We start from the raw sequence: 26,814 nt of genomic DNA, 5'->3' as shown, positions 1-26,814 counted from the left end.
TCGTTATTAAAAAGGCAACTCAAATTATTAAAGGTTATATCAAGCAAATTGAGACTTAATATGAGCTTTATATGTAAAAATACCTATCCAAATGGATAGGTATTTTTAATTACAACTTACCTGCTACTGCATCCAACAATTCTTGGATTTTCGCTTGGTTGCTTCCTCCTGCCATGGCCATATCTGGTTTACCACCACCACGTCCATCGACGATTGGAGCCAATTCTTTGATGACATTACCTGCGTGCACATCTTTTGTCTTGCTGGCTACAAGGACATTAACTTTGTCACCGATTGCTGCGACAAGAACAAGGACGTCTGAGTAGTCTTTTTGCTTCCAGTTATCTGCAAAGGTACGAAGGGCACCTGCATCTGATACAGAAACTTGGCTAGCAATGTAACGGTGTCCGTTTGCTTCTTGAACATTCTTGAAAACATCACCTGCCACTGCTGCTGCTGCTTTTTCCTTCAATTCAGCATTTTCTTTTTGCAATTGACGGAGTTGTTCTTGAAGTCCTTCAACCTTGTGAGGTACTTCTTTGAGTTGAGGAGCTTTCAAGGTTGCTGCGACGGCTTTCAGTGCATCTTCTTGTTCACGGTAGGCTTCGAAGGCTTCTTTACCAGTCACTGCCAAGATACGACGAGTTCCTGAGCCGATCCCTTCTTCCTTGACAATCTTGAAGAGACCGATTTCAGAAGTGTTACCTACGTGAGTACCACCACAGAGTTCAACTGAGTAGTCACCAATCGTTACAACACGGACTTCCTTACCATATTTCTCACCAAAGAGGGCCATCGCTCCCATTTCTTTAGCTGTATCAATATCAGTCTCAACAGTCTCCACTGCGATGGCTTCCCAGATCTTCTCATTGACTTGTTGCTCAATAGCACGCAATTCTTCTGGAGTTACGGCTTGGAAATGGGTAAAGTCAAAGCGAAGGAATTCTACTTCGTTGAGTGAACCTGCTTGAGTTGCATGGTGGCCAAGGATATTGTGAAGAGCCGCATGGAGCAAGTGAGTAGCTGTGTGGTTCTTCATGACACGGTGACGACGATTCGTATCAATTGCCAAGGTGTATTCTTTGTTCAAAGTAAGTGGTGCAAGAACTTCAACAGTATGGAGTGCTTGTCCATTTGGTGCTTTTTGAACGTCTGTCACAGTCGCTATGACATTACCTGCCGCATCCAAGATTTGACCATGGTCAGCTACCTGTCCACCCATTTCAGCATAGAATGGTGTTTCTGCAAAGATCAGTGAGGCAGTTCCTTCAGCTACAGCTTCTACTTCTGCATTGTCCGCTACGATAGCCACCAACTTAGAAGGCAATTGGCTAGCATTGTAGTTGAAGACACTCTCAACTGTAATGTTTTGAAGGGTTTCATTTTGCATCCCCATAGATCCGCCTTTGACAGCAGATGCACGCGCACGTTCTTGCTGCTCTTTCATGGCTGCTTCAAAGCCTTCACGGTCTACAGTCATTCCTGCTTCTTCAGCGATTTCTTCTGTCAGCTCTACTGGGAATCCATAAGTATCGTACAATTTGAAGACATCCTGACCAGCGATAACCGTTTGGCCTTTTTCTTTCAAGTCTGCTACGATAGTTTCTGCAAAGTGTTGACCTGAGTGAAGAGTGCGGGCAAATGACTCTTCCTCGCTCTTGACAATTTTTTCGATAAAGTCACGTTTTTCGAGCACTTCTGGGTAGTAGCTTTCCATGATCTTACCAACAGTTGGAACGAGTTTGTAAAGGAAAGGCTCATTGATACCCAATTTTTGACCATGCATAGAGGCACGACGGAGCAAACGACGAAGGACATAACCACGGCCTTCATTTCCAGGGAGAGCACCATCGCCAATAGCAAATGAAAGAGAACGGATGTGGTCAGCGATGACCTTGAAGCTCATGTTGTCGCCATCTTGGTCATAAACCTTACCAGATAACTTCTCAACTTCGCGGATAATAGGCATAAATAGGTCTGTTTCAAAGTTGGTCTTAGCGCCTTGGATAACGGCTACCAAACGCTCCAAACCAGCGCCCGTATCAATGTTCTTGTGTGGCAATTCCTTGTATTCGCTACGAGGTACAGCTGGATCTGCATTAAATTGTGACAAAACGATGTTCCAGATCTCGATATAACGATCGTTTTCGATATCTTCTGCGAGAAGTCGAATACCGATATTTTCTGGGTCAAATGCTTCACCACGGTCGAAGAAGATTTCTGTATCTGGTCCAGAAGGTCCGGCACCGATTTCCCAGAAGTTGTCTTCGATTGGGATCAAATGACTTGGATCTACTCCCACTTCAATCCAGCGGTTGTAAGAATCCGTATCAGCTGGGTAGTAAGTCATGTAAAGTTTTTCAGCTGGGAAGTCAAACCATTCAGGGCTTGTCAAAAGCTCATAAGCCCAAGTAATGGCTTCGTCACGGAAGTAATCACCGATAGAGAAGTTCCCCAACATTTCAAACATGGTATGGTGACGCGCAGTTTTCCCTACGTTTTCGATATCGTTGGTACGGATGGCTTTTTGCGCATTGGTAATCCGTGGGTTTTCAGGAATAATGGTTCCATCAAAGTATTTCTTAAGGGTAGCAACCCCTGAGTTGATCCACAAAAGTGTTGGGTCGTTGACGGGAACCAAGCTAACTGATGGTTCTACAGAGTGGCCTTTACTGGCCCAGAAATCAAGCCACATTTGGCGGACTTGTGCACTAGATAATTGTTTCATTTGTATCTCCTTTTTTAATCTGATTGGCTTTCTAGCATCTCTACATAGTCGATAGCGACACAGAGGGAAATGACTAGGTCTGCATAAGATTCGTCGTAGACGGTCACGGTATAAGTCGAGGTTAAATGGAACAGTTCCTTAGCAATCTCCGCAATTACTTGGTCACGATCGTCCAGCAATTTAAAATTCAAATCCCAGACATTTCCTTCGATACGAAGACCGAGATTGTCAAATTCATACTTATCTCTAAAGAACGTCAACTTCTTCCGGATATAAAAACTATCGCCGTTACTCAGTTGAATTTCAAAACGAGGTAGGAAAGTTAAGACTTCCTTACTAATCTCACTGACCTGTTCACCAGCAACATCATAGATGGTAAAAGTTTTAGGAATCTTAAAAAATGAACCTTCAACCTGATAGGCGACATTGCCCAACTCATCCTTGATATCAAAACGTTCACCACCTAGGCGAAATTTCTGTTTGACAAGAAATGTTCTCATAAACACCTCCAAAAATAAAAGACAAATCCATATCACGAAGGGCGAAAAACCGCGGTACCACCTTCATTCAATGAACTTGTCATTCTTTCGTTCTTATGCAATTGTTAGATTGAGTAGCATGATTTTCTATCTTAGATGGCTCGCAGCACCGCCATTTCTCTGGTCTAAGATGGAGAGAAAATCAATTCTCAACTCTCTTATTATAACGTTTTTTTAAGCTTGCGTCAACTGGAAATAATCCTCATTTAAATAACCAACTCCCTATATCCCTGATGACTTTTTCAGGATATATTTTTTCTTACTGCTATCACTCTTTTTATCCCAACTTTTATCCCACATTTTCGAATTGCTAAAGATAGCTACGAAAATATTTGCAAATATAAAGAACCCTATCACCAAATGTATGGAATCAGTTGTTAGATATTGCCGATCCAAGCCATCCTTTAAATGGAATAGTATAATTGTTTGGTCAACAATCAAAAAGGTTGGCCAGTAACTTTTTTTGAAAAAAGTAGACATTTTCATGATTTGTTACCGCTTTCTATTATGATAAGATTAGTATACTACTAGGAAATAAAATAAGCAAATAGGATAGTAAAAATAAACAGTTATACAAATTACGATCTATTCAAAAAACGAACCAGATTTACTGATTCGTTTTTATTTTATATACTTCTACTTCCGATACATCTTAAATTGTAGGAAGAGGTCACTGTAGATTCCTGTCCATTGATGGTCAAACTTCTCATAAACTTCGAGGTGTTTCATTGTATCTGCATCTGGATAGAAGGACTTGTCCTCTTTTGTCTCCTCTGGGAGCATTTCCTTAGCAGCATTGTTTGGTGTTGAATAGCCGACATACTCTGCATTCTTAAGAGCATTTTCAGGCTTCAACATGAAGTTGATGAAGGCATAGGCTGCATCTTGGTTCTTGACAGTTTTAGGAATAACCATGTTATCAAACCAGAGGTTGCTTGCTTCTGTCGGTACAACATATTTGAGATTAGGATTCTTTTCCAACATCTGACTGGCTTCTCCTGAGAAAGTCACACCGATAGCAGCATTGTTCTGAATCATGTAACCCTTCATCTCATCGGCTACAATTGCCTTGATATTAGGAGTTAGCTCATACAGTTTATCAACCGTTTGTGACAGTTGTTGAGGATCTTTTGAGTTGAGGCTATAGCCTAGTGAGTTAAGACCTAACCCAAGTACTTCACGCGCCCCATCAAAGAGCATAATCGAATCCTTGTATTCTGGTTTCCAGAGGTCGTCCCAATGTTCAGGCGCTTCTTCCACCATGGTTTCGTTGTAGACAATTCCCAAAGTTCCCCAGAAGTATGGGATAGAGTACTGATTGTTTGGGTCAAAGGACTGGTTGAGAAATTCTGGACCAATATTCTCAATTCCCTCAATCTTACTATAATCTAATGGAACCAAGAGGTCTTCGTCCTTCATCTTATTAATCATGTACTCACTTGGGATGGCAATATCATAGGTTGTCCCACCCTGCTTGATTTTCGTGTACATGGCTTCGTTGGAGTCAAAGGTTTCGTACTGGACTTGAATCCCTGTTTCTTCTGTAAATTTTTCTAGAAGTTCTGGATCGATATAATCTCCCCAGTTGTAGATAACCAGTTTTTGACTATCACGGCTATTGATTTTACTATCAAGATGGTAAGAAATTCCCCATAAGACAAGGATAATGGCTAAAATTCCTGCTAAAAATGAATAGAGTCGTTTCATGCTTGTTCCTCCTTCTCACGTGAAATGAAGTAATATCCGACAACTAGGATAATACTAAAGAGAAAGACCAAGGCTGAAAGAGCATTAATTTCTAGCGAAATTCCCTTACGAGCCCGAGAGTAAATCTCGACTGAGAGGGTTGAAAATCCATTCCCCGTTACAAAGAAGGTCACAGCAAAGTCATCTAAGGAATAGGTGAAAGCCATAAAGTAACCTGCGATGATAGAAGGCGTTAGGTAAGGGAGCATAATTTCCTTAAACATCTGGAACTGACTAGCTCCAAGGTCATAGGCCGCATGAATCATATCCCCATTCATCTCTTTCAATCGTGGCAAGACCATAAGCACTACGATAGGAATCGAGAAGGCTACGTGACTGGACAACACTGTCAGAAAACCAAGAGAGAACTTGAGCTGAGTAAAGAGAATCAAGAAGCTGGCACCAATCATAACATCGGGTGCAACCATCAAAATGTTATTGAGAGATAGAAAGGCTTCTTGGTATTTTTTGCGTGATTGGTAGATGTAGATAGCTCCAAAAGTACCAATCACTGTCGCAATTAAGGCTGACAAAAAGGCTAGTAAAAATGTCTGTACCAGGATCAGCATGAGTCTTCCATCGCTAAACATAGCATGGAAATGAGCTAAACTAAAACCTGTAAAACTATTCATATCGTCCCCAGCATTGAAGGCATAACCAATCAAGTAGAAGATTGGCAGATAGAGGACGATAAAGACGAAGGCTAGGTATAGATTCGATAATTTTTTCATCGTTCTCTCCTTTCCTTGGTCACCCACATGGTGATGAACATAGTCAGGATAAGGATCACCCCGATGGTAGAACCCATACCGTAGTTGTCATTGGTTAGAAAGTTCTGCTCAATAGCCGTTCCCAGCGTGATAACGCGGTTCCCTCCAATCAAACGTGTCAACATGAAGAGACTCAAGCTGGGGATAAAGACAGACTGAACCCCACTTCTCACTCCATTCATCGATAGAGGGAAGATAATATGGCGGAAAGTTTCCCACTTGGTCGCACCGAGGTCGTAGCTGGCATTGATGAGATTGTTATCCATGTCATCCAAGACATTGAAAATCGGTAAAATCATAAAGGGAAGCTCGATGTAGCTTGCGACAAAGATAAAGGAGAAATCTGTAAAGAGCAACTGCTGAGAACCGATTCCGATAAATTCGAGGAATTGATTAATAGAGCCATTTTGACCAAAAATTCCGATAAAGGCATAAGCCTTGAGCAGTAGGTTGATCCAAGTTGGTAAGATGATCAGCATGAGCCAGAGTTGACGGTGTTTGAGACGAGTCAAAAAGAGGGCTGTTGGATAGCTAATCAAGAGTGTCACTAGAGTCACAATCCCTGCATAAAGAACAGAGTTGAAGCTCATTTTGAGATAGGTTAAGTTTTGTGACGCAAAATAGGATTTATAGTTTTCTAAACTAAACTGGCCTTCGATGTTGAAAAATGATTGTCCAAAAATCAAGACCAGGGGTGCCAATACAAAGAGTGCAATCCAAAGCATGTAGGGCACTACAAAGAGTTTAGAGGTTGTTTTCTTCATCTCTCTCCTCCTCGATAGCGTTAATCAAACCTGCTTCTTGCTCTTCGATTTCTACGTATTCTTCGATACGAGCATCGAACTCTTCTTCTGTTTCATTGAGACGCATGATGTGGATGTCTTCTGGTTCAAAGTCCAGACCGATTTCCTCACCAACGATGGCCTTACGAGTCGAGTGAATCATCCATTCATTGCCAAGCTCGTCATAGGCGATAATCTCATAGTGAACTCCACGGAAGAGCTGCGTATCAACCTTAACTTGAAGTTTCCCTTCTTCAGGAAGAGTGATGCGCAAGTCCTCTGGACGAATCACGACTTCGACTGGTTCATTTGGCTTCATACCACCATCGACCGCTTCAAATCGTTTGCCATTGAACTCGACCAAGTAGTCCTCAATCATAATCCCTGGCAAGATATTTGATTCACCAATAAAAGTGGCAACAAAGTGATTGATTGGTTCATCGTAGATGTCCACCGGTGTTCCTGATTGGACGATTTCACCGTCATTCATGACGAAAATCCAGTCGCTCATGGCAAGAGCTTCTTCCTGATCATGGGTAACAAAGACAAATGTTATGCCCAAGCGTTGTTGCAGTTCACGGAGTTCGTACTGCATGTCTGTCCGCAACTTTAAGTCAAGTGCTGACAAAGGCTCATCCAAGAGTACCACTCGAGGCTGGTTGATAATCGCACGCGCAATAGCTACACGCTGACGTTGTCCTCCAGATAACCTACGGATAGAACGTTTTTCATATCCTTCAAGCTGTACCATCTTGAGAACTTCTAAGACACGTTTTTCGATTTCTTTTTTATCAACCTTTCGCAATCGCAATGGAAAGGCAACATTTTCAAAGACATTCATGTGCGGGAACAAGGCGTAAGATTGGAAGACTGTGTGAACATCGCGCTTATTGGTAGGGATATCATTGATTCTTACGCCATCCAGCAAAATATCACCAGTCGTTGCGTCTAGCAAGCCCGCGATAATATTGAGAATGGTTGATTTTCCTGAACCAGAAGCTCCTAGCAGTGTATAAAATTTTCCTTCTTCCAACTCAAAGTTAATATCCTTGAGAACCTTAGTGTCACTATCTTCAAAAACTTTAGAAACGTTTCTGAATTCGATAATTGGTTTTTTCAATTCCTCTAAATTCCTTTTTCTTCGTAAATTAACAGATTGGGACCTTGTAAAATGCTAGCAATGACTGTAAGGAATTGACCCAAACCATATCTAGCGATAAAATCCCAATCTTTGTATAATGTGTAATAATAATGTTATTCGTGTTCACCCAAGATACGAACTTCTCGCTCTAGGGTAACACCTGATTGTTCTTTAACTTTTTCGATAACAGACTCAATTAAGTCTTCATAGTCTCTTGCTGTTCCATCGGCTACATTAATCATAAAGCCTGCATGCTTTTCTGAGACTTCGACACCACCGATACGGTAGCCCTTCAAACCAGCTTCTGAAATCAATTGCCCTGCAAAATGCCCAACTGGACGTTTAAAGACAGAACCACATGATGGATATTCCAAAGGTTGCTTAAGTTCACGCAAATGAGTTAAGCGATCCATTTCTTGATTAATAGTCTCATAATTCCCTGGAGATAGTGCAAATTTAGCTGATAAGACTACTGCTCCAGAATCTTGAATAGCTGAATGACGGTAACCAAAGGCTAAGTCCTTGGCTGATAAAGTCTCGATTTCTCCATCCTTGGTCAATACTTTGCAAGACTGCAAAATATGAGCAATCTCACCTCCATAAGCACCAGCGTTCATAAAGACAGCTCCCCCGACGCTTCCTGGAATTCCACAGGCAAACTCAAATCCTGTCAAACTATGGCGGAGAGCGATTCGAGTGGTCTCAATCAAGTTAGCTCCCGCTTCTGCTTCAATCGTATAACCATCAACAGAGACATTATTAAGCTTGTCACACATAATGACAAAGCCACGAATTCCGCCTTCTCGGACGATAATATTACTGGCATTTCCAAGAACAATCCATGGGATATTTTCTTGATTAGCGAACTTAACCACATGGGCCATCTCATAATGATTGCGAGGAAAAGCTAAGTAATCTACCTTCCCTCCGACTTTGGTATAGGTATAAGTTTTCAATGGCTCATCGAATCGAATATCAATTCCTTCTAGGTTTTCTTTTAATTTTTCTAATACAGTCATCTTTCTTATCCTTTTATAAAATTCATTCCATTATACCATTTTTAGCGATTTTTTTCGACGATTTGAAAAAGCTTTTTTATTCACACAAGTAAAAAAGAGGTCAGACCTCTTTTTTATGATTATTTTTTATACAAGATAGTTTTTGTAAAGTATACAAATAGAACAACTTCCACTGCTAACAATCCTTCAACAAGAAGCGGATTTGAAATCCAACCAACCTGAGATAGACTCGGAGCCAGATCAAATAGGGCATGTAGACCATAGGCAGCTACTAGGTAAATCCAATTCTTTTGACGAACTGCTTGATAAACCCAGAAAGAGAGACCAATTTGCATAACAAGAGCAAGCACACGCTCAACACCGAGTAAATAAACCTGCCATCCAGATAGAGATTGTACTGTTTCAAGTGTATTTTTGGGAAGGAGATTTGCCAAATCTGGATTTGAAGACTCTAATAACGAAAAGAGAATCAAAAGACTAATCAAGCTTCCCATTCCGAGGTAGAGCAATTCCAAGCCACCATGACCAAGTCCATAGGCGAGGGCATCCGAATCTTCCAAAGCTCTCTTCTTCTCCAACCATTTAAAGAAGACAAGTCGAGCCGTTTCTTCAAACAAAGCAGCCATACAGACCCCGTAAATCACATAGAGAAGGGGATTTTCCGTCATGAGAGGAACTGTCCCATCCTTTTGTGGATGAAGAACCAAGAGATGAACGATTTTCTCTAAGACCTGAGATGAGACAAAAAATGCAACTGCCCCAAGTCCTAAAACTGAAAGGTTAATCTTGTACTTCTTTTTTGAGAACCAAATGGCAGCTATGAGAAATACAAATAAAGCTAGCATTGTGATTATGACATGAATTTTCATACTTATCTCCTTTTATTCTATTCTGCCTGATCGATATCTTTTTTCATCTCTTCAACGTTAAACTTAGCAAAGAGGTACTGACGATCCTGAACAGGAAAACGTTGATCCAACTGATCAACCGCTCCAACTTCTACGATCCCTTCTTTGATGACAAAGTCCATGACGTGACCACCGAAGGTTCGATCATCTGAGATAAAGTGTAAATGGTAACCGGCAACACTAACACCATGGAAAATCTCAGGTGTCCAGAAACCTACAATAGTTCCTGATACATTATCGCAACTATACTCAGGCTGATGAGTTGCAACTTCAGCAAACTTCGTTTCGCTTGTCGATTTTGGAATCATGCGAACATGCATGTGTTTAAAATCACCATGAATCTTAATCGAACGGAAAAGATTTTCTCCATCATAGTAGGATTCAATACGTTTTTCTAGTTCCTTATCAGTCATTTCAAAACGCTGGCGGAAAATAACTTCTGCCTGGTGGGGTACAACTGCTGCATAGGGAATCAGCGCGTCTGGTGAAACTTCAACGATTTCAGGCTTCTCACCCGAACCCTTAGCTTGATAGGCTTTACCATCTAAGACAATTAGCTCCCCATCAATAGAGTCCAAGGTTCCTAGCCCTAAATCTCCATGTTCAAGTAACTCACCAACTGTCATAGTCCCGCCGTAAAGTCCTGCCATCAAAGCTCCCAAAGTATTGTATTGGAATAATTTAACTGGTTCTTGCACCTTTATCATCTCACTCTTCTTTGAAAATTTACTTACTAAGTATATCACATTTCTTCTTAGAATTGAATGCTAGACCACCTTTTAACATTGTCAAACTTCCAAAAAAAAGGTACAATGTAACAAAATCAAGAGAGGCCTGGAATGAAGCAAGAAAGCAAGTACGAACAAGTTGTACACTATCTAAAAGAAGAGATTGAATCAGGAAAACTTCAAACAGGAAGTCGTCTACCTTCTATCCGAAAACTCAGTCAAGACTTCCACTGCAGTAAAGATACTGTGCAACGTGCACTTTTGGAACTCCGATACGAGAAATACATTTACTCCAAACCTCAAAGTGGCTATTATGTTTTAGAACAACAAGCTAGCCACGAAGACCTCGTTATCTCGGTCAATGACGAACATGTGGCTGCCTATGATGATTTTCGTCTTTGTGTCAATGAAAGCTTGATCGGTCGAGAAAATTATCTCTACAACTACTATGAACACCAAGAGGGTTTAGAAGAATTACGAAAGTCTGTTCAGAAACTACTGTTTGACCAAGCTATCTATAGTAAACCCGATCAATTAGTCATGACAACTGGAACCCAGCAAGCACTGTTTATTCTTTCTCAAATTGACTTTCCAGGTAAGGGCCAAGAAATACTGGTCGAACAACCAACCTATCACCGAATGAACCAGCTTCTGCTAGCTCAAAATATCCCCTATCAAACCATTGAACGTCGGGTGGATGGCATTGACCTGAAAGAACTTGAGAAACATTTTAAAAGTGGTAACATTAAATTTTTCTACACCATTCCTCGATTCCACTATCCTCTGGGTCATTCATATTCTGAAGAGGAGAAACGTGCTATCCTTGATCTAGCAGCCAAATATCAAATTTATATCGTTGAAGATGATTATCTGGGAGATCTAGATCCTAAAATGGGACAAACCTTTCATTATTTGGACCAAAATGATTTGGTCATCTACATCAAGTCTTTTTCAACAAGTATTTTCCCCGCACTTCGAATCACTGCTCTCATACTTCCAAATGTTATGAAAGATGCTTTTGTCTCTTATAAAAACATTCTGGACTATGATAACAACCTCATTATGCAAAAGGCTTTATCACTCTATATTGATAGTCAACTATTTGAAAAAAATAGAGTAGCAAGATTGGCACTACAAGAGAAAAGTCAAGACTTCATTCATAAGCTATTAAAATCTTATCCCCTTTCCCTACCAAACTATCCTCTCCATGATGGACTTTTGCTTGATCTCAGGAACTATCCTAAGATTGCAAGCCTCAAACATAGCTCTTTAAATCTAGACTTTTTCGAATCGTCCTACATTGAGACTTGCCCTTATCAATTTGCTAAGGTTCCTTTAGAAAATCTTGAAACAACATTAAATTACTTAAAAACAGAGAGTGGGACAGAAATCGGTAATTCGTTAGAATTCGATTTCGTCGTCCCACCTCCGCACAGTTGAGTAAGGCTGTAAAAGCTGATGAAATCAGCGTAGTAGAGCCCACTCAACTACTGCGTCTTGCTTGATAATCCAATGACAATTGAGAGGCTAGGACTTTTGTCCCAGCCTCTGTTTTTTTATTGTTCTACTTCTGTTAATTTAGCGGCTTTTTCAAGATATGTTTGATAAGTACCGTCATCTTTTAGTTTTTGAATAACCTTATCAACTACTTCCTTCAAATCTGAGTTGCCTTTCTTGATAGCAACTGCATTTTCTTCGCCTTCTTTCATAGTTAAGCTTACTGTTGCGACAGCCAAGTCAGCATTTTTTGTTGCATAGCTGAGTGCTACTGGCTCGTCCATATGAACAGCATCAACCTTACCTGATTGAAGTTCATTAACAGCTTCACCCATATTTGTCAATGAAGTCAACTGCGCTTTAGGAAGTTGCTCTTTGACCATAGATTCAGGAACAGTTCCTTTTTGAGCTGCAATATTTGCACTTTCTAGAGAATCCAAATCTTTGTATTTTTCAAGATCAGTTTTTCTGATTAGGAAACTAATCTTGTTCTCATAGTAAGGAATTGAGAAATCAAAGACTTCTTTTCTTTCTTCAGTTGCACTGATTCCCGCAATGGCCAGATCTGCTTTCCCTGTTTGAAGGCTGGTCAAGACATTATCAAAACTCATGCTTGAAACTTCCAATTTCACTCCAAGTTCGTCAGCGATAGCTTGTGCCATATCAATATCAGCACCGACGACTTGGTTCTTGCCATCCACAAGTGCTTGAAACTCAAATGGTGCATAGTCTGGGCTAGTTGCGACCACTAATTTACCTTTTTGTTTGATTGCCTCTACTGCAGACTGTGAGCTTGAGCTAGATGATTGGCAAGCAACTAAAAAGAAACTTGCAAGAAAACTACATAAGACAAATATCCATTTTTTAAATTTCATAAATAAACAACCTCTCTGTCAATTTTGTATAATTATAACTCGGCAAACCTCGTTTGTCAAGTGTGAATTTAATATTTATTTATTTTTTCATTTTCTTAAACAAAAAAAGAAGCTTTTATTCATTATTCGGCTCCTTTTTCTGTATATTTAATCAATTTTACAATTCTACAATTTTACCTGTTTCAAAGTAAACAACCCATTCACAGATATTCTTTGCATAGTCACCGATGCGCTCCAAGTATGAAATCACTTGGAAGTAATCACGACCTGTGACAATAGCATCTGGATTCTTTCTGATTTCTTCAGTTGCCAAATCACGAATATTTTCAAAATAATGGTTGATTTTTTCATCCATGGTTGCAACTTCATAGGCCTTATCAACGGATCCGTTTAGGTAAAGTTCAAGGGTTGTTTCTACGAAATCTTTAACATCACGTCCCATTTTTTTGATTTCTTCTTCGACTGCTGGGATGCGTTGTTCACCCTTCATACGAATGGTTGCCTCAGCAATGGATACTGCGTGGTCCCCCATACGTTCCAAGTCTGAAACAGCCTTTAGAACTGTTAGAACTGTACGTAGGTCTTGTGATACTGGCTGTTGAAGGGCAATGATTTCAAATGATTTCTTTTCAAGTTTCAATTCGTATTCATTGACTTCTGCGTCTTGCTCGATGACTTCTTTAGCCAAGTCACGGTCATGAGTGACAAAAGCACGTACAGTACGATTGATTTGGGAAAGAACTTCTTGTCCCATAGCGTAAAATTGGTTATGCAATTTCTCTAAATCTTCTTCAAATTGAGATCGTAACATCTTTTTCTCCTTATCCAAATTTACCTGAAATGTAATCTTCTGTTTCCTTATGTTGTGGATAGAGGAACATTTCCTTGGTATCGTTAAATTCAATCAAATCTCCATTGAGGAAAAAGCCTGTTTTATCAGAGATTCGAGATGCTTGCTGCATGGAACGAGTAACCAATAGCATGGTGTACTTGTCCTTAAGACTATATAGGGTTTCTTCGATTTTTCCAGCCGAGATAGGGTCTAAGGCTGAGGTTGGCTCATCTAAGAGGATAATCTTTGGACTAGTCGCCAATACACGGGCTACACAGACACGTTGTTGTTGTCCACCTGATAGACCAATTGCTGAATCATGCAAACGGTCCTTGACCTCATCCCAGATTGAAGCACGCTGTAAAGCTTTCTCCACAGCTTCATCCAAGACTTGCTTGTCTTTCTCTCCATTAATTCTTAGTCCATAAACAACATTTTCGTAGATAGACATTGGGAATGGATTGGGTTGTTGGAAAACCATCCCGATTTCCTTACGTAATTCAACCGTGTCGGTACGCGGACTATAGATATTGTGCCCATTATAAACCACTGATCCAGTTGTCGTCACTTCAGGATTAAGGTCACCCATTCGGTTAATAGCCTTAAGAAGTGTTGATTTCCCAGACCCTGACGGTCCTATAAGTGCTGTAATTTCCTTGGGTAGGAATGATAAGGAAACACTATTCAAGGCCTTCTTTTTGTTGTAATAAACAGACAGGTCTTTAACCTGTAAAATCGGTTCTGTCATACTGTTTCCTTTCTAACCAAAGTGTCCAGTTACATAGTCATTGGTAGATTGTAGCTTGGCATTTTGGAAAATGTTTGACGTTTTATCGTACTCAATTAAATCACCCAAGTAGAAAAATCCAGTGTAATCACTCGCACGCGCAGCCTGTTGCATACTGTGGGTCACGATAATGATGGTAAAGTCCTTCTTCAACTCAAGCATGGTTTCCTCTAGCTGAGCTGTCGCAATCGGATCCAAGGCTGATGCCGGCTCATCCATCAAGAGAATGTCTGGTTTTACAGAAATAGCACGAGCGATACAGAGACGTTGCTGTTGACCACCTGAAAGCATCAAGGCTGACTTGTGAAGGTCATCTTTGACCTGGTCCCAGAGGGCAGCCTGGCGAAGTGAGGTTTCTACAATTTCATCAAGGACCTTCTTGTCCTTAACTCCTGCACGTTCATGTGCAAAGGTAATGTTGCGGTAGATTGATTTAGCAAATGGGTTTGGACGTTGGAAAACCATTCCGATGTGTTTACGCATTTCATAAACATTGATTTCAGGACGGTTAACGTCAATTCCTTGATAGAGAATTTGTCCTGTAACCTTAGCAATATCAATGGTATCATTCATACGATTGAGACTGCGTAGGTAGGTTGATTTCCCAGAACCTGATGGACCAATCAAGGCCGTAATTTTATTTTTTTCGAATTGCATATCCACGCCCTTGATGGATTCATTCTTACCGTAGTAAACATGTAAATCCTTCGTAGAGAGGGCCACTTTTTCTTCTGGAAAAGTAATGATATGCCTTTCATCCCAATTATATTTTGACATGGCTTCTCCTTTAGGCTGCCGTTAATTTCTTATGTAGATAGCTTCCGAGTTTACGTGCTCCAAAGTTAAAGATCAAGATAAAGATTAGGAGCACCGCTGCAGAACCTGCTGAAACCAAAGTTCCATCAGGAATAGTTCCTTCACTGTTGACTTTCCAGATATGGACAGCCAAGGTTTCTGCTTGACGGAAGATTGAGATTGGACTACTTACGCTGAGAACATTCCAGTTAGACCAGTCAAGAGCTGGCGCAGATTGACCCGCTGTGTAGATAAGGGCTGCAGCCTCACCAAAGATACGACCTGAAGCAAGCACGATTCCCGTTACAATACCAGGTAGGGCTTCAGGAATAACGACATGAAGGACTGTTTCCCAACGAGAAAGTCCAAGCGCCAAACCAGCTTCACGTTGCGTATGGTGAACGTGTTTCAAACTGTCTTCAACGTTACGAGTCATCTGTGGAAGATTAAAGACGGTCAAAGCCAAGGCACCTGAAATAATGGAAAATCCATACTCGAACTGGACTACAAAGATGAGGTAACCAAAGAGACCTACAACAACGGATGGTAGAGAAGACAAGATTTCAATACAGGTACGGACAAAATTTGTAATCCGACCTTTTTTAGCATACTCTGCTAGGAAAATTCCAGCCCCCATTGATAGAGGTACAGAGATAAATAAGGTAATCACCAAAAGGAAAAAGGAATTATAAAGCTGAATTCCAATACCGCCACCTGCTTGATAAGAAGATGATTTTCCTGTCAAGAAAGACCAAGAAACATGAGGTAAGCCTCGAACCAAGATATAAAGAATCAAGGAAGCTAGAATGGTCACAATGATTCCTGCGATGGTATAGAGGACAGCTGTTGCAAGTTTATCTAATTTCTTAGCGTGCATAGTTTTTCTTTCCTCTCTCTTTTGTAATCAATTTAATCACACTGTTAAAGGCCAAGCTCATCAAAAGCAATACTAAGGCCAGTGACCAAAGAACATTATTATCAACAGTTCCCATAACGGTATTACCGATTCCCATGGTCAAAACAGATGTCAGAGTCGCTGCTGGTGTCGTCAATGAAGTTGGAACAACTGCTGAGTTACCAACAACCATCTGAATAGCCAGGGCTTCACCAAAGGCACGCGCCATTCCGAAGACTACTGCCGTAAAAATACCTGAACGAGCAGCCTTCAAGGTTACACGCCAGATAGTTTGCCAACGAGTAGCTCCCATGGCTAAACTAGCTTCACGGTAGTGACGAGGAACTGCACGTAGGCTATCTGTTGTCATGAAGGTTACAGTCGGCAAAATCATAACAAAGAGAACGAAAATCCCTGATAAAATACCAAAACCTGTTCCACCAAAGACAGTACGTACAAATGGTACTACGACCTGCAATCCGATAAATCCATAAACTACTGAAGGAATCCCAACTAAGAGTTCAATAGCCGGTTGCAAAATCTTGGCTCCTTTTGGTGACACTTCTGTCATAAAGACTGCAGCGCCAATGGCAAATGGTGTTGCAATCAGAGCTGATAAGATGGTCACGATAAAGGAACCTAGAATCATTGGAAGGGCACCAAATTGTTTACCTGACGGATTCCAAGTTGCACCAAAAAGAAAATCAAAGATATTCACACCATTAACAATGAAGGTCGATAAGCCTTTCTGAGCCACGAAAATCAAAATCATAGCAACAATGATAACAATCAAAGAAAGGCAGGCAAAGGTTAGCCCTTTTCCTAATTTCTCAAGACGAGAGTTTTTTGAAGGAGAGAGCAATTTTTTTGATAATTCTTCTTGATTCATTATTGGCTCCCTTCTACCGCTGTCACAGTACCTACAGCATCTTTTTCGACCTTCATTTCCTTAACAGAAATATAGCCCATACCTTTAACAATTCCATTTTGCGCTTCGTCCGAAAGAACAAAGTTTAAGAATTCGGCAACCAATTCATTTGGCTCACCAAGTGTATACATGTGTTCATAAGACCACAAAGGCCAATTGTTAGTGGTTACATTCTCTGAAATTGGTTCATAGCCGTTAAGTTTGATGGTCCCAACAGAATCATCAACATAGGCGAAAGCTAGGTAGGAAATAGCTCCAGGTGTTTGGGAAACGATGGACTTCACCATACCGTTTGAATCTTGCTCCTGACTTTGTACCGCTGACTGACCATTCATAATCACACTGTCAAAGGTAGCACGAGAACCTGAGCTCGCAGCACGGTTGATAATAGAAACAGCTAAATCCTTACCGCCGACTTCTTTCCAGTTGGTAATTTCACCTGTAAAAATTTTGCGAAGTTGTTCTGTCGTAAGATTATCAACATCTACTTCTTTGTTGATGATAACAGCTATCCCCGCAACAGCTACCTTGTGGTCAACTAAGGCAGATGCATCGATTCCGTCTTTTTCCTCGGCAAATACATCCGAGTTACCGACTTCTACCGCTCCAGACTGGACTTGAGACAGACCTGTACCAGATCCACCACCTTGAACATTGACTGTTTTACCAACGTGTGCGGTCGCAAATTCATCTGCTGCCGCCTCGACTAAAGGTTGAAGGGCAGTTGAACCGACAGCCGTCATAGACTCCCCACGATCAATCCAACTTGCACATCCTGCTAGCGAACCAGCAAGTAAAAGAGTTGCAAGAGAGATGGTGAGTTTTTTAAATTTTTTCACTATTTGTCTCCTTGAAAATAATGATGAATAGCTTGAATTTTCACCCTTATTTTCTATTATTTTCAGGGAAAATCCATACTTCCACTATAACATAGAATACTGTTTTTGACTAGTTTTTCACCTGAAACCTCAAGCCCTTGGGAAAATAATTCTTCAAGGTATTTCCGGTTACTTTTGCAAAACCTAGACCATTTCCACCAACCAAAACTTGGTACCAACCATTTGGAAGAGTTTCAGCTAATTGGACCGTTTCACCAGCCACATATTTGACAAAGTCTTCTTGATGAATTTCGATTCCTTGCTTGACTTGGCTTGGTTTTAAAGCTAAGCCAAGAGCAAAACTTGGTTCAAAACGTTTTTTCTTAAAAGTTCCAAGATGAAGACCATTACGAGCTATCTTGAGTTTTCCTATATCAGGTAGGACTTCTGGCAAGAGATAAAGCTGGTCTCCAAAAACTTGTAGGACACCGGTCAGTTTTTCTTTAAGGTGTTTTTTCTCAAAATCCTGCCATAAGGAAATCTGTTCACGAGATAGGTTGGATTTAGAAGGTTTGAACTTCCCAGTCTTGTTTTGACCTTTAAACTGAAGATGAGCCACGAACTGACCTTCTCCCTTAAAGTGATGAGGGTACATTCTAGCTGTTTCAGGTAAATCAATCCCAGGTACCATTCCATTGATATGTTGGATTGGAACTAATTCAAAATGATAGCTATCCAGTAACCATTGGACGATTTCTTCGTTTTCTTCTGGCGCCCAGGTACAGGTTGAATAGACTAGTCGACCACCATCAGCCAACATGGTAACAGCATCTGCTAAAATTTCACGTTGTAAACTAGCGCACTGGCTAGGATAATCGACACTCCAATAATCCATAGCGTCAGGTTGTTTACGAAACATCCCTTCACCTGAGCAAGGTGCATCTAAAACGATCAGGTCAAAATAGCCTTTAAAAACCTTGGCTAAACGGTCTGCAGATTCATTGGTCACAACGACATTAGTCGCACCGAAGCGTTCCATATTTTCAACTAAAATCTTTGACCGTTTGCTTGAAATCTCATTTGAAACAAGAAGACCGTCTCCTGCAAGATAGGAGGCCAGTTGAGTGGATTTCCCACCGGGAGCCGCTGCCAAGTCTAAGACCTTCATACCTGGCTTTGGCTGGGCTACTTGAGCGACCATTTGTGCGGCAGGTTCTTGTGAATAGACCAAGCCAGTTACATGTTCTGGTGATTTCCCTGAAACCTTCCCATAGTAGCCCCAGGGTGTATTGGGAATAGCATCTGAAAAAGAAAGCTGTCTTTCTTTTAAAGGGTTGATACGAAAAGCAGAAACAGCCTCATCATCAAAAGAGGCAAGAAAAGCTCTTGCCTCATCTCCCAATATTGTTTCGTATTTTTTTACAAATCCATCCGGAAATTGCATGTAGGTTTATTTCCTTTCATAGATATAGGATTGAATCTCATCTTTCATCTCGACTGGCACCATCATAACGGCCTGTCGTGTTTGAAAATCGACTTCCTCGCCAGCAATCGTAAAAACCTTATAACCCAAACTCTCACCTAGAATACTTGCAGCCGCATAATCCCAAGGTTGTAAATAAGTGATATAAGTTAAAAGTCGACCTGACAGCACCTTAGCAAAACTAATAGCGGCGCTGCCATAAACTCGTGTCCCAAGTGCAGCATTTCCCAAATCCGCTAAGCCCCATTCGTTAGTCGCTAACATTCCAGAATTACCAGCTACCAAAAATTCTCTCAAGGGTTTCTTTTTAAAGAGTGGTAAAAGTTCGTCATTGCGACAGGGCGGGAAGTCTCCTCCACCATGGTAACAATCACCCTTCATAACATCATAAATAATACCAAACTTACCAACACCATCCTCAAAATAGGCCAGCATAACAGCAAAATCTTCACCTTGTGCTACGAAGTTGTTGGTTCCATCAATAGGATCAATAATCCATACAGAACCTTGTCCTACTGCTGCACGCACGCAGCCTTCTTCTGCACAAAATAGATCATCTGGATAGCGAGAACGGATTCTTTTAATAAGTAAGTCTTGAACTTCTTTATCTAACTTAGTTACCAAATCTGTAGGGGAAGACTTTTTCTCAACATGGAGATCTTCTTTCATATGCTGGAGAATGTATTCCCCAGCTTCCCTGACAATTTCTTTGGCAAATGTAAATTTATTTTCCAAGTGAAATCTTCCCTTCTCCTTTTTCTTTGGCCAACTGGACTGCACGGTAGAAAGAGTATCCACTAACTGATTCAAACTCACGTCCCAAACGTTTTTCTTCGCTCTTGCTAGGCACAACTGACTTGAATACCTTGTAGGAATCTAATAGTTTCTTAGCATCTACCTGTGTCTCATAGGCAGCTTCAACATCATTAAAAAAAGAAAGCACTGAAGCAAGTTCTTCAGTGCTCCACGACAAATCTAGTGGGTAACTATACTGTTTATTCATCTAATTAATACCAGCTCTTAATGTAGCTTCTTTCAATTCTTGCTTACGATAACTACGAGGAAGAAATGCACGAATCTCATCTTCATTAAAGCCAATCTGCATACGTTTATCATCAATGATGATTGGACGACGCAAAAGACTAGGATATTGCTCAATTAAATTAAGCAACTCTGTCACCGAGATACTTTCCACATCGATATTTAACTTTTGGAAAATTTTTGAACGAGTTGAAATGATGTCATCGGTACCGTTTTCGGTCAAGGAAAGAATGTGTTGCAATTCTTTTCTTGATAAAGGACTGGTCATAATGTTGTGCTCTTGGAAAGGCACTTTATGATTATCAAGCCAGGCCTTTGCCTTACGACATGATGTACAACTCGGTGATAAAAATAGTGTAATCATGCTATTCTCTACTTTGCATACTTTTCTAACTCTATTATACAAAAAAATAAAGCGCTTGACTAGTTATTTCCGTAAAAAAACCTACTTTTTAAAGAAAAATAAGTTTTTCGTAAAATTTTTAAAACATTTTTATGCATTTATTCTCTTTTCGGTAATTTTTTCCAACTTAGTAGATAAACGAATCCAAAAATTAACTCATACAAGCAGAAAAATAGGAGAAAGGCATGCAGGAAAAAATCCTCTGGTAAAATAAGAATGACCGAATCTTTAGCGGGATCAAAAAGCCAGGTATCATCACCTACAAATAGAATCTGATGAAACAAGGTAAAGAATTGTTCAAAACCAATGAAGACGCCAACTAAACCAAGAACCAAAGGTAAAGACAGCATAATCAAGAGACCCCTGCGATATAGAGACAGAAAACCTTTCTGAATGACTTGCTTCCAAAAAAGGTAGAAAATCGGTAGAGTTACGATTGCTACTCCTTGCGCTAGGTGAAAGAGTCCCTTTACAACCACAAAGTGGTGAATTCCAGAAGCAGACGAAGGAAAATCTGGCATTGCTAATACTTGACTCAATGGATTGGTCAAATAATCCATCAAAACATTAAAGTTATGTTGGATGGTCTGAGGTTGGACATGAACACGACTAGTCAAGTTTAACCAAGAAATCTCCAGAGGGTATACCAACCAAGACAGGTAGATGGTCAATAAAATAGCAAGCGAGAGGAGAAAGAGAATACTTCCTACAAAAGTAAATTTAGTTTTCATCGAAATTCCACTCCGATAGACTTGAGAGGACATGGGTTGGGGCGATTGGTAAATCCGCTACTTCTTCAGGTTTTGTAAATCCTGTCGTCACCAAAAGGCTAGGGATCCCATTGTCAATACCAGCGCGAATATCAGTAAGATAATTATCCCCCACCATGACAATTTCTTGGCGTTCAAGTCCTAGGTGTTCAACAGCCTTATCCATAATAATCGCGTTTGGTTTTCCAATATAAACTGGTTTTACGCGAGTTGCTGCTTCAAGAAGAGTAATCAGTGAACCAGCACCAGGTAAAAGTCCACGTTCTGTTGGAATATTTAAATCTGGATTGGTGCCGATAAAATGAGCACCTTTATGGATAGCTAGGGTTGCAGTAGCAAATTTTTCATAGTCAACTTGCCAGTCCAAACCTACAACCACATAGGCTGGATTTTCTTTATCTTCAACATAACCAGCTGCTTGAATAGCTTCCTTGAGCCCTGCTTCTCCAATCACATAAACGGTCTTTTCAAGCCCCAGGTCATTCATGTAATCAATGGTCGCTAAGGTTGCAGTATAGATTGTCGATACAGGCGTATCAATATTAAACTGATTTGCCAACATCTCTTGGACACTTTCAGGTGTACGAGTAGTGTTGTTTGTTACAAAAAGATAGGGAATCTCTCTCTTTTGTAACTCGTGAACAAATGCTTCACCAGCTGGGATCCTATCTTTTCCTTTATAAATTGTACCGTCTAAATCAATTAAATAGCCTTTATAAGTCATATATTACTTTCTAATCTGTGTTAATTTCTTGCCAAATTATCTTTGCCTGAGCATTAATATCGCCATCACTTGTGACTTGGTGATTGCTTTCTAGTTGATTCAATTCGTAACTAGAAGTAATCATACCACCTGGTCTAACTTCCTTGACATACTTGAGGTTGATTTTTTTAGGAATATGATTGGTTAGGAAATCTGCCCCCATAACCTCAAAAATCCAGTCCAGATATTTGCTGTTATTGACGTGACCATTCATATCCAAGTCATAAAAACGAACATGGTAGTCCTTGTTAATCGCGTTTTCTAACTCTGTGTATTTTGGTCCACGGACTAGTTTCTTAGAAAACTCAGACTGATAAGGGGCGACAATTTCTGGAACTACAGGATGAACCTTCCGACTATCACGATCCATAAGAACAAAGGTAGCTACCATGCGAATGATTTCTTGACCATCTTCATCATAAATAGTAAATCGGCGGTAGCAAAATAGACGATTGTAAGTCAAGGCTTCCGTTTCAATTGTGATTTCCTCATCAAATTGAGGTAAACGTACAACATCGATATCATAATCAGTGATAATCCAGACTAGATTATACTGTTCTAAAACATCCTTGTCACTCACTCCTAGATTAATTGATTGCATTCCTGATACTTGCAGGGACAACAAAATAACATCTGGCAACTTGATATGGCCATTCATATCAGCCATATCAAAAGGAATTTTCATCTTCATTTGATAAGTTAAGCCCATAATTCTACTCCAATATAAATCGTTCTGCTACTGTATCTCCTAAAAAGAGACCTTTTTTTGTCATTCGTATTTGTTGACCTTCTACTTGTAAAAGACCTTGATGACATAAATCTCTTACAACTTGACCATATAAATTTTCAAAAGATGTGCCAAATTTTTCTTCGAATCTTGCTTTTGAAACTCCTGTCTTCTTGCGAAGTCCAAGAAACATCTCTTCTTCCATTTGTTCCCTTAGACTCAGGTGTTCCTCATTGATGCGAGCATTGCCTTCTTCTACTGCCTTTAGATAATGGCGGATAGGGCCATGGTTTTTATAGCGAACACCGTTTACATAGCCAGACGCACCTGCACCTATACCATAATACTCAGCATTATCCCAGTACATAAGATTGTGACGACTTTCAAAGCCAGGTTTTGAAAAATTTGAAATTTCGTAATGCTCAAAACCAGCACGCTCTAATTCAGCAATGATATATTCGAACATTTCAGCTTCTACTTCTTCTTTAGGAAGTGGTAATTTCCCACGACGCATACGATTCATAAAGACCGTATGGTTTTCTAGAATCAAACTATAAAGGCTCATATGAGGTATATCAAGAGCGATGGCCTTGGCAACATTGTCCTTGACCTGGTCCATAGTCTGACCAGGAAGAGCGTAGATCAAGTCAATGGAAATATTATCAAACCCTGCTAACTTGAGACGATCTATATTTTCATAGATATCTTTCTCTAAATGACTACGACCAATTTTTTTCAGCATTTTATCATCAAAGGTTTGGACGCCCAATGAAACACGGTTGACTGCTGAATTTTTCAAAACTGCAATCTTATCCTCATCCAAATCACCAGGATTAGCCTCAATGGTTAATTCTTCTAAGACTGACAAATCTAAGTTTTTAGTCAATCCATCCAGAAGCACCTCTAACTGTAGCGCAGACAAGGCTGTCGGTGTCCCTCCCCCAATATAGAGAGTACGCAATTTCTGAATGTCATAAGAATGAAATTCTTGCAGTAGATGTTCTAGATAGCTGTCTACTGGTTGATTTTTAATAAAGACCTTAGAAAAGTCACAATAATAACAGATTTGTGTGCAAAATGGAATGTGCACATAAGCTGATGTTGGTTTCTTCTGCATAGTATTTATTATACCACAAAGACTTCCCTCAAGAAAAAAATCACCATCTCCGACTCTAAGGGAATCAAAAATGGTGATTTCTATTTTAATCTTCTTCGATTTCGATGATGATTTCTTGACCGTCTTCTGGGTCTTCAACAACTACTTTTTCTTCCAATTGTTCCTTGAGATTGTTCAAGGTCTCTTTTGAAGCCTCAGTTGCTTGTTGAGCTAAAGATTTAGATTTTTCAAGAACTGAATCCAAGGTAATTTCGCCTGATTCTACTTGTTCTTTTGTCTTTAGAACAAAATCTCTGGTTTGTTCTTTGACTTCTGTCAATTTTTCAAGAGCTTGTTCCTTAGCATATTCTGGATCTTCTCTCAGATCTTCAATAAAGTCTTGTGCCTGACTAGTAACACGTTTCCCTTTTTCACTTGTTAGAAACAAGGCAACAGCCACACCTGAAACAGTTCCTAAAAGGATTGATGATAATTTACGCATGAGTTATCTCCTTTTTATTTTTTAAAAAATTTACTTGCAATACGAACGGCAGATAAGCCTGCACTAGTCTTTAATGTTTTTGAACCTGCAGATGATGCTTTTTTACTCAAGACACGAGCCTGCTCATTTAAGTCAGAGACAGAAACAGAAAGGTCTGCAACTGCTGTAAAGAGTGGATCAATGGTTGCAACTTTGATATTGATATCATCAGCAAGAACATTGACCTTGGCAAGAAGTTCGTTTGTGTGATGTAGAGTAACATTTACATCTGAAGTTAGCGTTTTAACAGTATTTTCTGTTTCATCAATTACACGTCCAACTTTTTGAAGGGTAATAATCAAATAAACTATAAAGACAATCAAGGCAATAGCCACAAAAATATAAGCAACTTCTAACATTCTAATTCTCCTTTTTTACATTATAAAATGGTGCTTTTTTCCGATTTTGATAAACGATAATATAAATACCAAGTCCAATTAATAGAACAGACAACCACTGAGATACTCGAAGTCCAAAGAACATGAGACTATCTGTACGCATGCCCTCAATAATCATACGTCCAAAACCATACCAAATTAAGTAAAAGGCTGTGATATGACCACGACGAATGCCATTTAATCGGCGTCTAAAAATAATAATTAAAGCAAAACCAATCAGGTTCCAGATAGATTCGTAAAGGAAGGTTGGTTGTCGATATGAGCCATCAATATACATCTGATTTTTAATGAAACTAGGCAAGTAGTCAAGACTCTCCACAACTGCGCCATAAGCTTCTTGGTTAAAGAAGTTCCCCCAACGTCCTAGACTCTGAGCAATCATTACACTCGGAGCTGCAATATCTAAGAAATCCCAGGTATTGATTAATTTACGGTCTGCGAAAATATAAAGTACAATCGCTCCGGTAATTAGACCGCCGTAAATCGCAAGACCACCATTCCAGACAGCAAATACCTCCCCTAAATGTTGGCTATAATAGTCAAATTTAAAAATAACATAGTAAAGTCTCGCGCCGATGATTGACAAAGGGAAAGCCACTAAGATAAAATCCAGAATATCTTCTGATAAGATTTTCTTTTTAGGAGCTTCTTTACTTGCCAAATATACCGCTAAGATAAGGCCGGAAACGATACAAAGTGCATACCATCTAATGGCAAATGGACCTATTTGAAAAGCAACTGGATCAATCATTTTGCACCTCGTTCTTTTCAATTAATTTCGTCAATCTTTCTTCAAAGAGACGTGTCGCATCAAAGCCCATTTCCTTAGCACGATAGTTCATGGCAGCAGCTTCAATGACCACAGAAATATTGCGACCTGTTTTTACAGGAATCCGAATACGCGGAATAGAAACACCTGAAATTTCCAACTCTTCAGCATTATTTCCTAAGCGGTCAAAGGTCTTATGTGTATCGTAATTTTCCAAATAAACAGCTAGCTGAACTTGTGAAGAATCCTTAACTGCACTAGCACCGTATAGACTCATGACATCAATGATCCCTACTCCACGAATTTCTAACAAATGTTTCAAAATTTCAGCAGGTTCACCCCAGAGAGTCATTTCATCCTTAGAATAGATATCTACTCGATCGTCTGCCACCAAGCGGTGACCACGTTTAACTAGTTCTAAACCTGTCTCACTCTTACCAATTCCACTATCACCTTGAATCAAAACACCCATACCATAGATATCCATTAGGACACCGTGTACACTAGTACGTTCTGCTAGACGAGAATCAAGATAGCTAGAAAGTTCTCCAGACAAACGACTGGTTGCTGTACGACTAGTTAAAATCGCAATTTTACATTCTCTGGCTGCCTTCAACATTTCCTCTGGAACTACCAAACCACGCGCAACAATAACTGCTGGTGTTTCTGGTAGGAACATTTTTTTCAAAACAGTGTAACGATTTTGAGAAGGCATAGAGACTAGATAAGACCATTCCTTCATCCCCAACAATTGAATACGCTCTGGAGTATAGTAATCAAAATAGCCTGTCATTTCAAGACCAGGTCGCGTTATATCTGCAGTATTAATTTCCTTTTCAAGTAATTCAGGCTCCCCATAGACAATGTCTAATCTAAGCTTCTCAATTACTTCTTTTACTGAAACCGACATATATTCCTCCTTCAATTGAGTTCTCTTACTATTATATCAGATTGTAGGAAGAAGTTTGTGTTTTTTACCGTGTTTACACTATTAATTTATCTGATAATATTTGAACGATACAAAAAAGGATTAAA

Annotated in this window: 30 protein-coding genes; 1 reads left to right on the top strand and 29 read right to left on the bottom strand. The window is 39.9% G+C overall.

The features are described 5' to 3' along the window. Positions 1-109: 109 nt before the first annotated feature. From alaS to budA, 10 genes are all read right to left on the bottom strand, one after another. Complete coding sequence (gene alaS, locus SPAR10_RS07590) at positions 110-2,728, bottom strand: alanine--tRNA ligase (RefSeq protein ID WP_004252578.1); 2,619 nt, start codon at positions 2,726-2,728, stop codon at positions 110-112. Between the two features lie 14 nt (positions 2,729-2,742). Continuing rightward, positions 2,743-3,228, bottom strand: coding sequence for an LURP-one-related/scramblase family protein (locus tag SPAR10_RS07585; protein ID WP_004252577.1), 486 nt, complete (start codon positions 3,226-3,228; stop codon positions 2,743-2,745). 261 nt (positions 3,229-3,489) lie between these two features. Then, positions 3,490-3,753, bottom strand: coding sequence for a hypothetical protein (locus SPAR10_RS0102015; RefSeq protein ID WP_025170558.1), 264 nt, complete (start codon positions 3,751-3,753; stop codon positions 3,490-3,492). Between the two features lie 150 nt (positions 3,754-3,903). Further along, positions 3,904-4,974 (bottom strand): ABC transporter substrate-binding protein, encoded by a 1,071-nt coding sequence (locus SPAR10_RS07580; RefSeq protein WP_004252575.1) that lies wholly within the window; start codon positions 4,972-4,974, stop codon positions 3,904-3,906. Further along, on the bottom strand, positions 4,971-5,744 hold the full coding sequence (locus SPAR10_RS07575) for an ABC transporter permease (RefSeq protein ID WP_004252574.1): 774 nt from the start codon (positions 5,742-5,744) through the stop codon (positions 4,971-4,973). The genes SPAR10_RS07580 and SPAR10_RS07575 overlap by 4 nt, the downstream gene beginning before the upstream one ends. Continuing rightward, on the bottom strand, positions 5,741-6,547 hold the full coding sequence (locus SPAR10_RS07570) for an ABC transporter permease (RefSeq protein WP_004252573.1): 807 nt from the start codon (positions 6,545-6,547) through the stop codon (positions 5,741-5,743). The genes SPAR10_RS07575 and SPAR10_RS07570 overlap by 4 nt, the downstream gene beginning before the upstream one ends. Next, on the bottom strand, positions 6,528-7,685 hold the full coding sequence (locus SPAR10_RS07565) for an ABC transporter ATP-binding protein (RefSeq protein ID WP_004252571.1): 1,158 nt from the start codon (positions 7,683-7,685) through the stop codon (positions 6,528-6,530). Before SPAR10_RS07565 ends, SPAR10_RS07570 begins: the two co-directional genes overlap by 20 nt. A gap of 134 nt (positions 7,686-7,819) precedes the next feature. Beyond that, the gene (murB, locus tag SPAR10_RS07560; protein ID WP_004252569.1) at positions 7,820-8,725 is read right to left on the bottom strand and encodes a UDP-N-acetylmuramate dehydrogenase; all 906 of its coding nucleotides are present in this window, start codon (positions 8,723-8,725) and stop codon (positions 7,820-7,822) included. 119 nt (positions 8,726-8,844) lie between these two features. Beyond that, positions 8,845-9,594 carry a YhfC family intramembrane metalloprotease gene (locus tag SPAR10_RS07555; RefSeq protein ID WP_004252567.1) on the bottom strand — a complete coding sequence of 250 codons (750 nt, stop codon included), beginning with the start codon at positions 9,592-9,594 and terminating at the stop codon, positions 8,845-8,847. Between the two features lie 17 nt (positions 9,595-9,611). Continuing rightward, positions 9,612-10,340, bottom strand: a complete 729-nt coding sequence (gene budA, locus SPAR10_RS07550) for an acetolactate decarboxylase (RefSeq protein WP_025170557.1) — start codon at positions 10,338-10,340, stop codon at positions 9,612-9,614. Between the two features lie 132 nt (positions 10,341-10,472). Between budA and SPAR10_RS07545 the strand changes: the two genes are divergently transcribed. Next, positions 10,473-11,801 carry an aminotransferase-like domain-containing protein gene (locus tag SPAR10_RS07545; RefSeq protein ID WP_004252564.1) on the top strand — a complete coding sequence of 443 codons (1,329 nt, stop codon included), beginning with the start codon at positions 10,473-10,475 and terminating at the stop codon, positions 11,799-11,801. A gap of 116 nt (positions 11,802-11,917) precedes the next feature. Here the strand turns inward: SPAR10_RS07545 and SPAR10_RS07540 are convergent, their stop codons facing one another. The 19 genes from SPAR10_RS07540 to hprK form a co-directional block, all read right to left on the bottom strand. Further along, entirely contained in the window at positions 11,918-12,733 is an 816-nt protein-coding gene (locus SPAR10_RS07540; RefSeq protein WP_004252563.1) for an ABC transporter substrate-binding protein, read from the bottom strand. Positions 12,734-12,890: 157 nt separating this feature from the next. After that, positions 12,891-13,544 (bottom strand): phosphate signaling complex protein PhoU, encoded by a 654-nt coding sequence (gene phoU, locus SPAR10_RS07535; protein ID WP_004252561.1) that lies wholly within the window; start codon positions 13,542-13,544, stop codon positions 12,891-12,893. 10 nt (positions 13,545-13,554) lie between these two features. Further along, complete coding sequence (gene pstB / locus SPAR10_RS07530) at positions 13,555-14,313, bottom strand: phosphate ABC transporter ATP-binding protein PstB (protein WP_004252559.1); 759 nt, start codon at positions 14,311-14,313, stop codon at positions 13,555-13,557. A gap of 12 nt (positions 14,314-14,325) precedes the next feature. Then, on the bottom strand, positions 14,326-15,129 hold the full coding sequence (gene pstB, locus SPAR10_RS07525; protein WP_004252558.1) for a phosphate ABC transporter ATP-binding protein PstB: 804 nt from the start codon (positions 15,127-15,129) through the stop codon (positions 14,326-14,328). Between the two features lie 10 nt (positions 15,130-15,139). Next, complete coding sequence (gene pstA / locus SPAR10_RS07520) at positions 15,140-16,024, bottom strand: phosphate ABC transporter permease PstA (protein WP_004252556.1); 885 nt, start codon at positions 16,022-16,024, stop codon at positions 15,140-15,142. Further along, on the bottom strand, positions 16,014-16,931 hold the full coding sequence (gene pstC / locus SPAR10_RS07515; protein ID WP_004252555.1) for a phosphate ABC transporter permease subunit PstC: 918 nt from the start codon (positions 16,929-16,931) through the stop codon (positions 16,014-16,016). Before pstC ends, pstA begins: the two co-directional genes overlap by 11 nt. After that, a complete protein-coding gene (locus SPAR10_RS07510) occupies positions 16,931-17,809 on the bottom strand; it encodes a phosphate ABC transporter substrate-binding protein PstS (protein WP_004252554.1) in 879 nt (292 codons plus the stop codon). Before SPAR10_RS07510 ends, pstC begins: the two co-directional genes overlap by 1 nt. A gap of 109 nt (positions 17,810-17,918) precedes the next feature. Continuing rightward, positions 17,919-19,232, bottom strand: a complete 1,314-nt coding sequence (locus SPAR10_RS07505; RefSeq protein ID WP_004252553.1) for an RsmF rRNA methyltransferase first C-terminal domain-containing protein — start codon at positions 19,230-19,232, stop codon at positions 17,919-17,921. A gap of 6 nt (positions 19,233-19,238) precedes the next feature. Then, the gene (locus tag SPAR10_RS07500) at positions 19,239-20,006 is read right to left on the bottom strand and encodes an inositol monophosphatase family protein (protein ID WP_004252551.1); all 768 of its coding nucleotides are present in this window, start codon (positions 20,004-20,006) and stop codon (positions 19,239-19,241) included. Then, positions 19,996-20,274 (bottom strand): UPF0223 family protein, encoded by a 279-nt coding sequence (locus tag SPAR10_RS07495; protein ID WP_004252549.1) that lies wholly within the window; start codon positions 20,272-20,274, stop codon positions 19,996-19,998. The genes SPAR10_RS07500 and SPAR10_RS07495 overlap by 11 nt, the downstream gene beginning before the upstream one ends. After that, on the bottom strand, positions 20,275-20,676 hold the full coding sequence (locus SPAR10_RS0102010) for a Spx/MgsR family RNA polymerase-binding regulatory protein (protein ID WP_006148218.1): 402 nt from the start codon (positions 20,674-20,676) through the stop codon (positions 20,275-20,277). Between the two features lie 137 nt (positions 20,677-20,813). Then, positions 20,814-21,446, bottom strand: coding sequence for a TIGR01906 family membrane protein (locus tag SPAR10_RS07490; RefSeq protein ID WP_004252546.1), 633 nt, complete (start codon positions 21,444-21,446; stop codon positions 20,814-20,816). Next, on the bottom strand, positions 21,436-22,209 hold the full coding sequence (locus SPAR10_RS07485) for a TIGR01457 family HAD-type hydrolase (protein ID WP_004252540.1): 774 nt from the start codon (positions 22,207-22,209) through the stop codon (positions 21,436-21,438). The genes SPAR10_RS07490 and SPAR10_RS07485 overlap by 11 nt, the downstream gene beginning before the upstream one ends. A 10-nt stretch (positions 22,210-22,219) precedes the next feature. After that, positions 22,220-22,957 (bottom strand): acyl-[acyl-carrier-protein] thioesterase, encoded by a 738-nt coding sequence (locus SPAR10_RS07480; protein WP_004252538.1) that lies wholly within the window; start codon positions 22,955-22,957, stop codon positions 22,220-22,222. Between the two features lie 4 nt (positions 22,958-22,961). Continuing rightward, positions 22,962-24,092 (bottom strand): radical SAM family heme chaperone HemW, encoded by a 1,131-nt coding sequence (gene hemW, locus SPAR10_RS07475; protein WP_004252535.1) that lies wholly within the window; start codon positions 24,090-24,092, stop codon positions 22,962-22,964. A gap of 85 nt (positions 24,093-24,177) precedes the next feature. Then, positions 24,178-24,573, bottom strand: a complete 396-nt coding sequence (locus SPAR10_RS07470) for a YtxH domain-containing protein (protein ID WP_004252533.1) — start codon at positions 24,571-24,573, stop codon at positions 24,178-24,180. 14 nt (positions 24,574-24,587) lie between these two features. Further along, positions 24,588-24,971, bottom strand: a complete 384-nt coding sequence (locus SPAR10_RS07465) for a DUF948 domain-containing protein (RefSeq protein WP_004252531.1) — start codon at positions 24,969-24,971, stop codon at positions 24,588-24,590. A gap of 1 nt (position 24,972) precedes the next feature. Continuing rightward, complete coding sequence (lgt, locus tag SPAR10_RS07460; protein WP_004252529.1) at positions 24,973-25,761, bottom strand: prolipoprotein diacylglyceryl transferase; 789 nt, start codon at positions 25,759-25,761, stop codon at positions 24,973-24,975. Beyond that, positions 25,754-26,689, bottom strand: coding sequence for an HPr(Ser) kinase/phosphatase (hprK, locus tag SPAR10_RS07455; protein WP_004252528.1), 936 nt, complete (start codon positions 26,687-26,689; stop codon positions 25,754-25,756). The genes lgt and hprK overlap by 8 nt, the downstream gene beginning before the upstream one ends. Positions 26,690-26,814 lie beyond the last annotated feature (125 nt).

The organism is Streptococcus infantis SPAR10 (genome assembly GCF_000279535.1).
GTDB lineage: Bacteria > Bacillota > Bacilli > Lactobacillales > Streptococcaceae > Streptococcus > Streptococcus infantis_I.
Note: the sequence above shows the minus strand (reverse complement) of the source record. Positions and strands in the feature narration are given on the sequence as shown.

Excerpts from the sequence above, each read along its gene's own strand:
- alaS (WP_004252578.1), bottom strand. The coding sequence starts at position 2,728 with ATGAAACAATTATCTAGTGCACAAGTCCGCCAAATGTGGCTTGATTTC.
- SPAR10_RS07585 (WP_004252577.1), bottom strand. The coding sequence starts at position 3,228 with ATGAGAACATTTCTTGTCAAACAGAAATTTCGCCTAGGTGGTGAACGT.
- SPAR10_RS0102015 (WP_025170558.1), bottom strand. The coding sequence starts at position 3,753 with ATGAAAATGTCTACTTTTTTCAAAAAAAGTTACTGGCCAACCTTTTTG.
- SPAR10_RS07580 (WP_004252575.1), bottom strand. The coding sequence starts at position 4,974 with ATGAAACGACTCTATTCATTTTTAGCAGGAATTTTAGCCATTATCCTT.
- SPAR10_RS07575 (WP_004252574.1), bottom strand. The coding sequence starts at position 5,744 with ATGAAAAAATTATCGAATCTATACCTAGCCTTCGTCTTTATCGTCCTC.
- SPAR10_RS07570 (WP_004252573.1), bottom strand. The coding sequence starts at position 6,547 with ATGAAGAAAACAACCTCTAAACTCTTTGTAGTGCCCTACATGCTTTGG.
- murB (WP_004252569.1), bottom strand. The coding sequence starts at position 8,725 with ATGACTGTATTAGAAAAATTAAAAGAAAACCTAGAAGGAATTGATATT.
- SPAR10_RS07555 (WP_004252567.1), bottom strand. The coding sequence starts at position 9,594 with ATGAAAATTCATGTCATAATCACAATGCTAGCTTTATTTGTATTTCTC.
- budA (WP_025170557.1), bottom strand. The coding sequence starts at position 10,340 with ATGATAAAGGTGCAAGAACCAGTTAAATTATTCCAATACAATACTTTG.
- SPAR10_RS07545 (WP_004252564.1), top strand. The coding sequence starts at position 10,473 with ATGAAGCAAGAAAGCAAGTACGAACAAGTTGTACACTATCTAAAAGAA.
- SPAR10_RS07540 (WP_004252563.1), bottom strand. The coding sequence starts at position 12,733 with ATGAAATTTAAAAAATGGATATTTGTCTTATGTAGTTTTCTTGCAAGT.
- phoU (WP_004252561.1), bottom strand. The coding sequence starts at position 13,544 with ATGTTACGATCTCAATTTGAAGAAGATTTAGAGAAATTGCATAACCAA.
- pstB (WP_004252559.1), bottom strand. The coding sequence starts at position 14,313 with ATGACAGAACCGATTTTACAGGTTAAAGACCTGTCTGTTTATTACAAC.
- pstB (WP_004252558.1), bottom strand. The coding sequence starts at position 15,129 with ATGTCAAAATATAATTGGGATGAAAGGCATATCATTACTTTTCCAGAA.
- pstA (WP_004252556.1), bottom strand. The coding sequence starts at position 16,024 with ATGCACGCTAAGAAATTAGATAAACTTGCAACAGCTGTCCTCTATACC.
- pstC (WP_004252555.1), bottom strand. The coding sequence starts at position 16,931 with ATGAATCAAGAAGAATTATCAAAAAAATTGCTCTCTCCTTCAAAAAAC.
- SPAR10_RS07505 (WP_004252553.1), bottom strand. The coding sequence starts at position 19,232 with ATGCAATTTCCGGATGGATTTGTAAAAAAATACGAAACAATATTGGGA.
- SPAR10_RS07495 (WP_004252549.1), bottom strand. The coding sequence starts at position 20,274 with ATGAATAAACAGTATAGTTACCCACTAGATTTGTCGTGGAGCACTGAA.
- SPAR10_RS0102010 (WP_006148218.1), bottom strand. The coding sequence starts at position 20,676 with ATGATTACACTATTTTTATCACCGAGTTGTACATCATGTCGTAAGGCA.
- SPAR10_RS07490 (WP_004252546.1), bottom strand. The coding sequence starts at position 21,446 with ATGAAAACTAAATTTACTTTTGTAGGAAGTATTCTCTTTCTCCTCTCG.
- SPAR10_RS07485 (WP_004252540.1), bottom strand. The coding sequence starts at position 22,209 with ATGACTTATAAAGGCTATTTAATTGATTTAGACGGTACAATTTATAAA.
- SPAR10_RS07480 (WP_004252538.1), bottom strand. The coding sequence starts at position 22,957 with ATGGGCTTAACTTATCAAATGAAGATGAAAATTCCTTTTGATATGGCT.
- hemW (WP_004252535.1), bottom strand. The coding sequence starts at position 24,092 with ATGCAGAAGAAACCAACATCAGCTTATGTGCACATTCCATTTTGCACA.
- SPAR10_RS07470 (WP_004252533.1), bottom strand. The coding sequence starts at position 24,573 with ATGCGTAAATTATCATCAATCCTTTTAGGAACTGTTTCAGGTGTGGCT.
- SPAR10_RS07465 (WP_004252531.1), bottom strand. The coding sequence starts at position 24,971 with ATGTTAGAAGTTGCTTATATTTTTGTGGCTATTGCCTTGATTGTCTTT.
- lgt (WP_004252529.1), bottom strand. The coding sequence starts at position 25,761 with ATGATTGATCCAGTTGCTTTTCAAATAGGTCCATTTGCCATTAGATGG.
- hprK (WP_004252528.1), bottom strand. The coding sequence starts at position 26,689 with ATGTCGGTTTCAGTAAAAGAAGTAATTGAGAAGCTTAGATTAGACATT.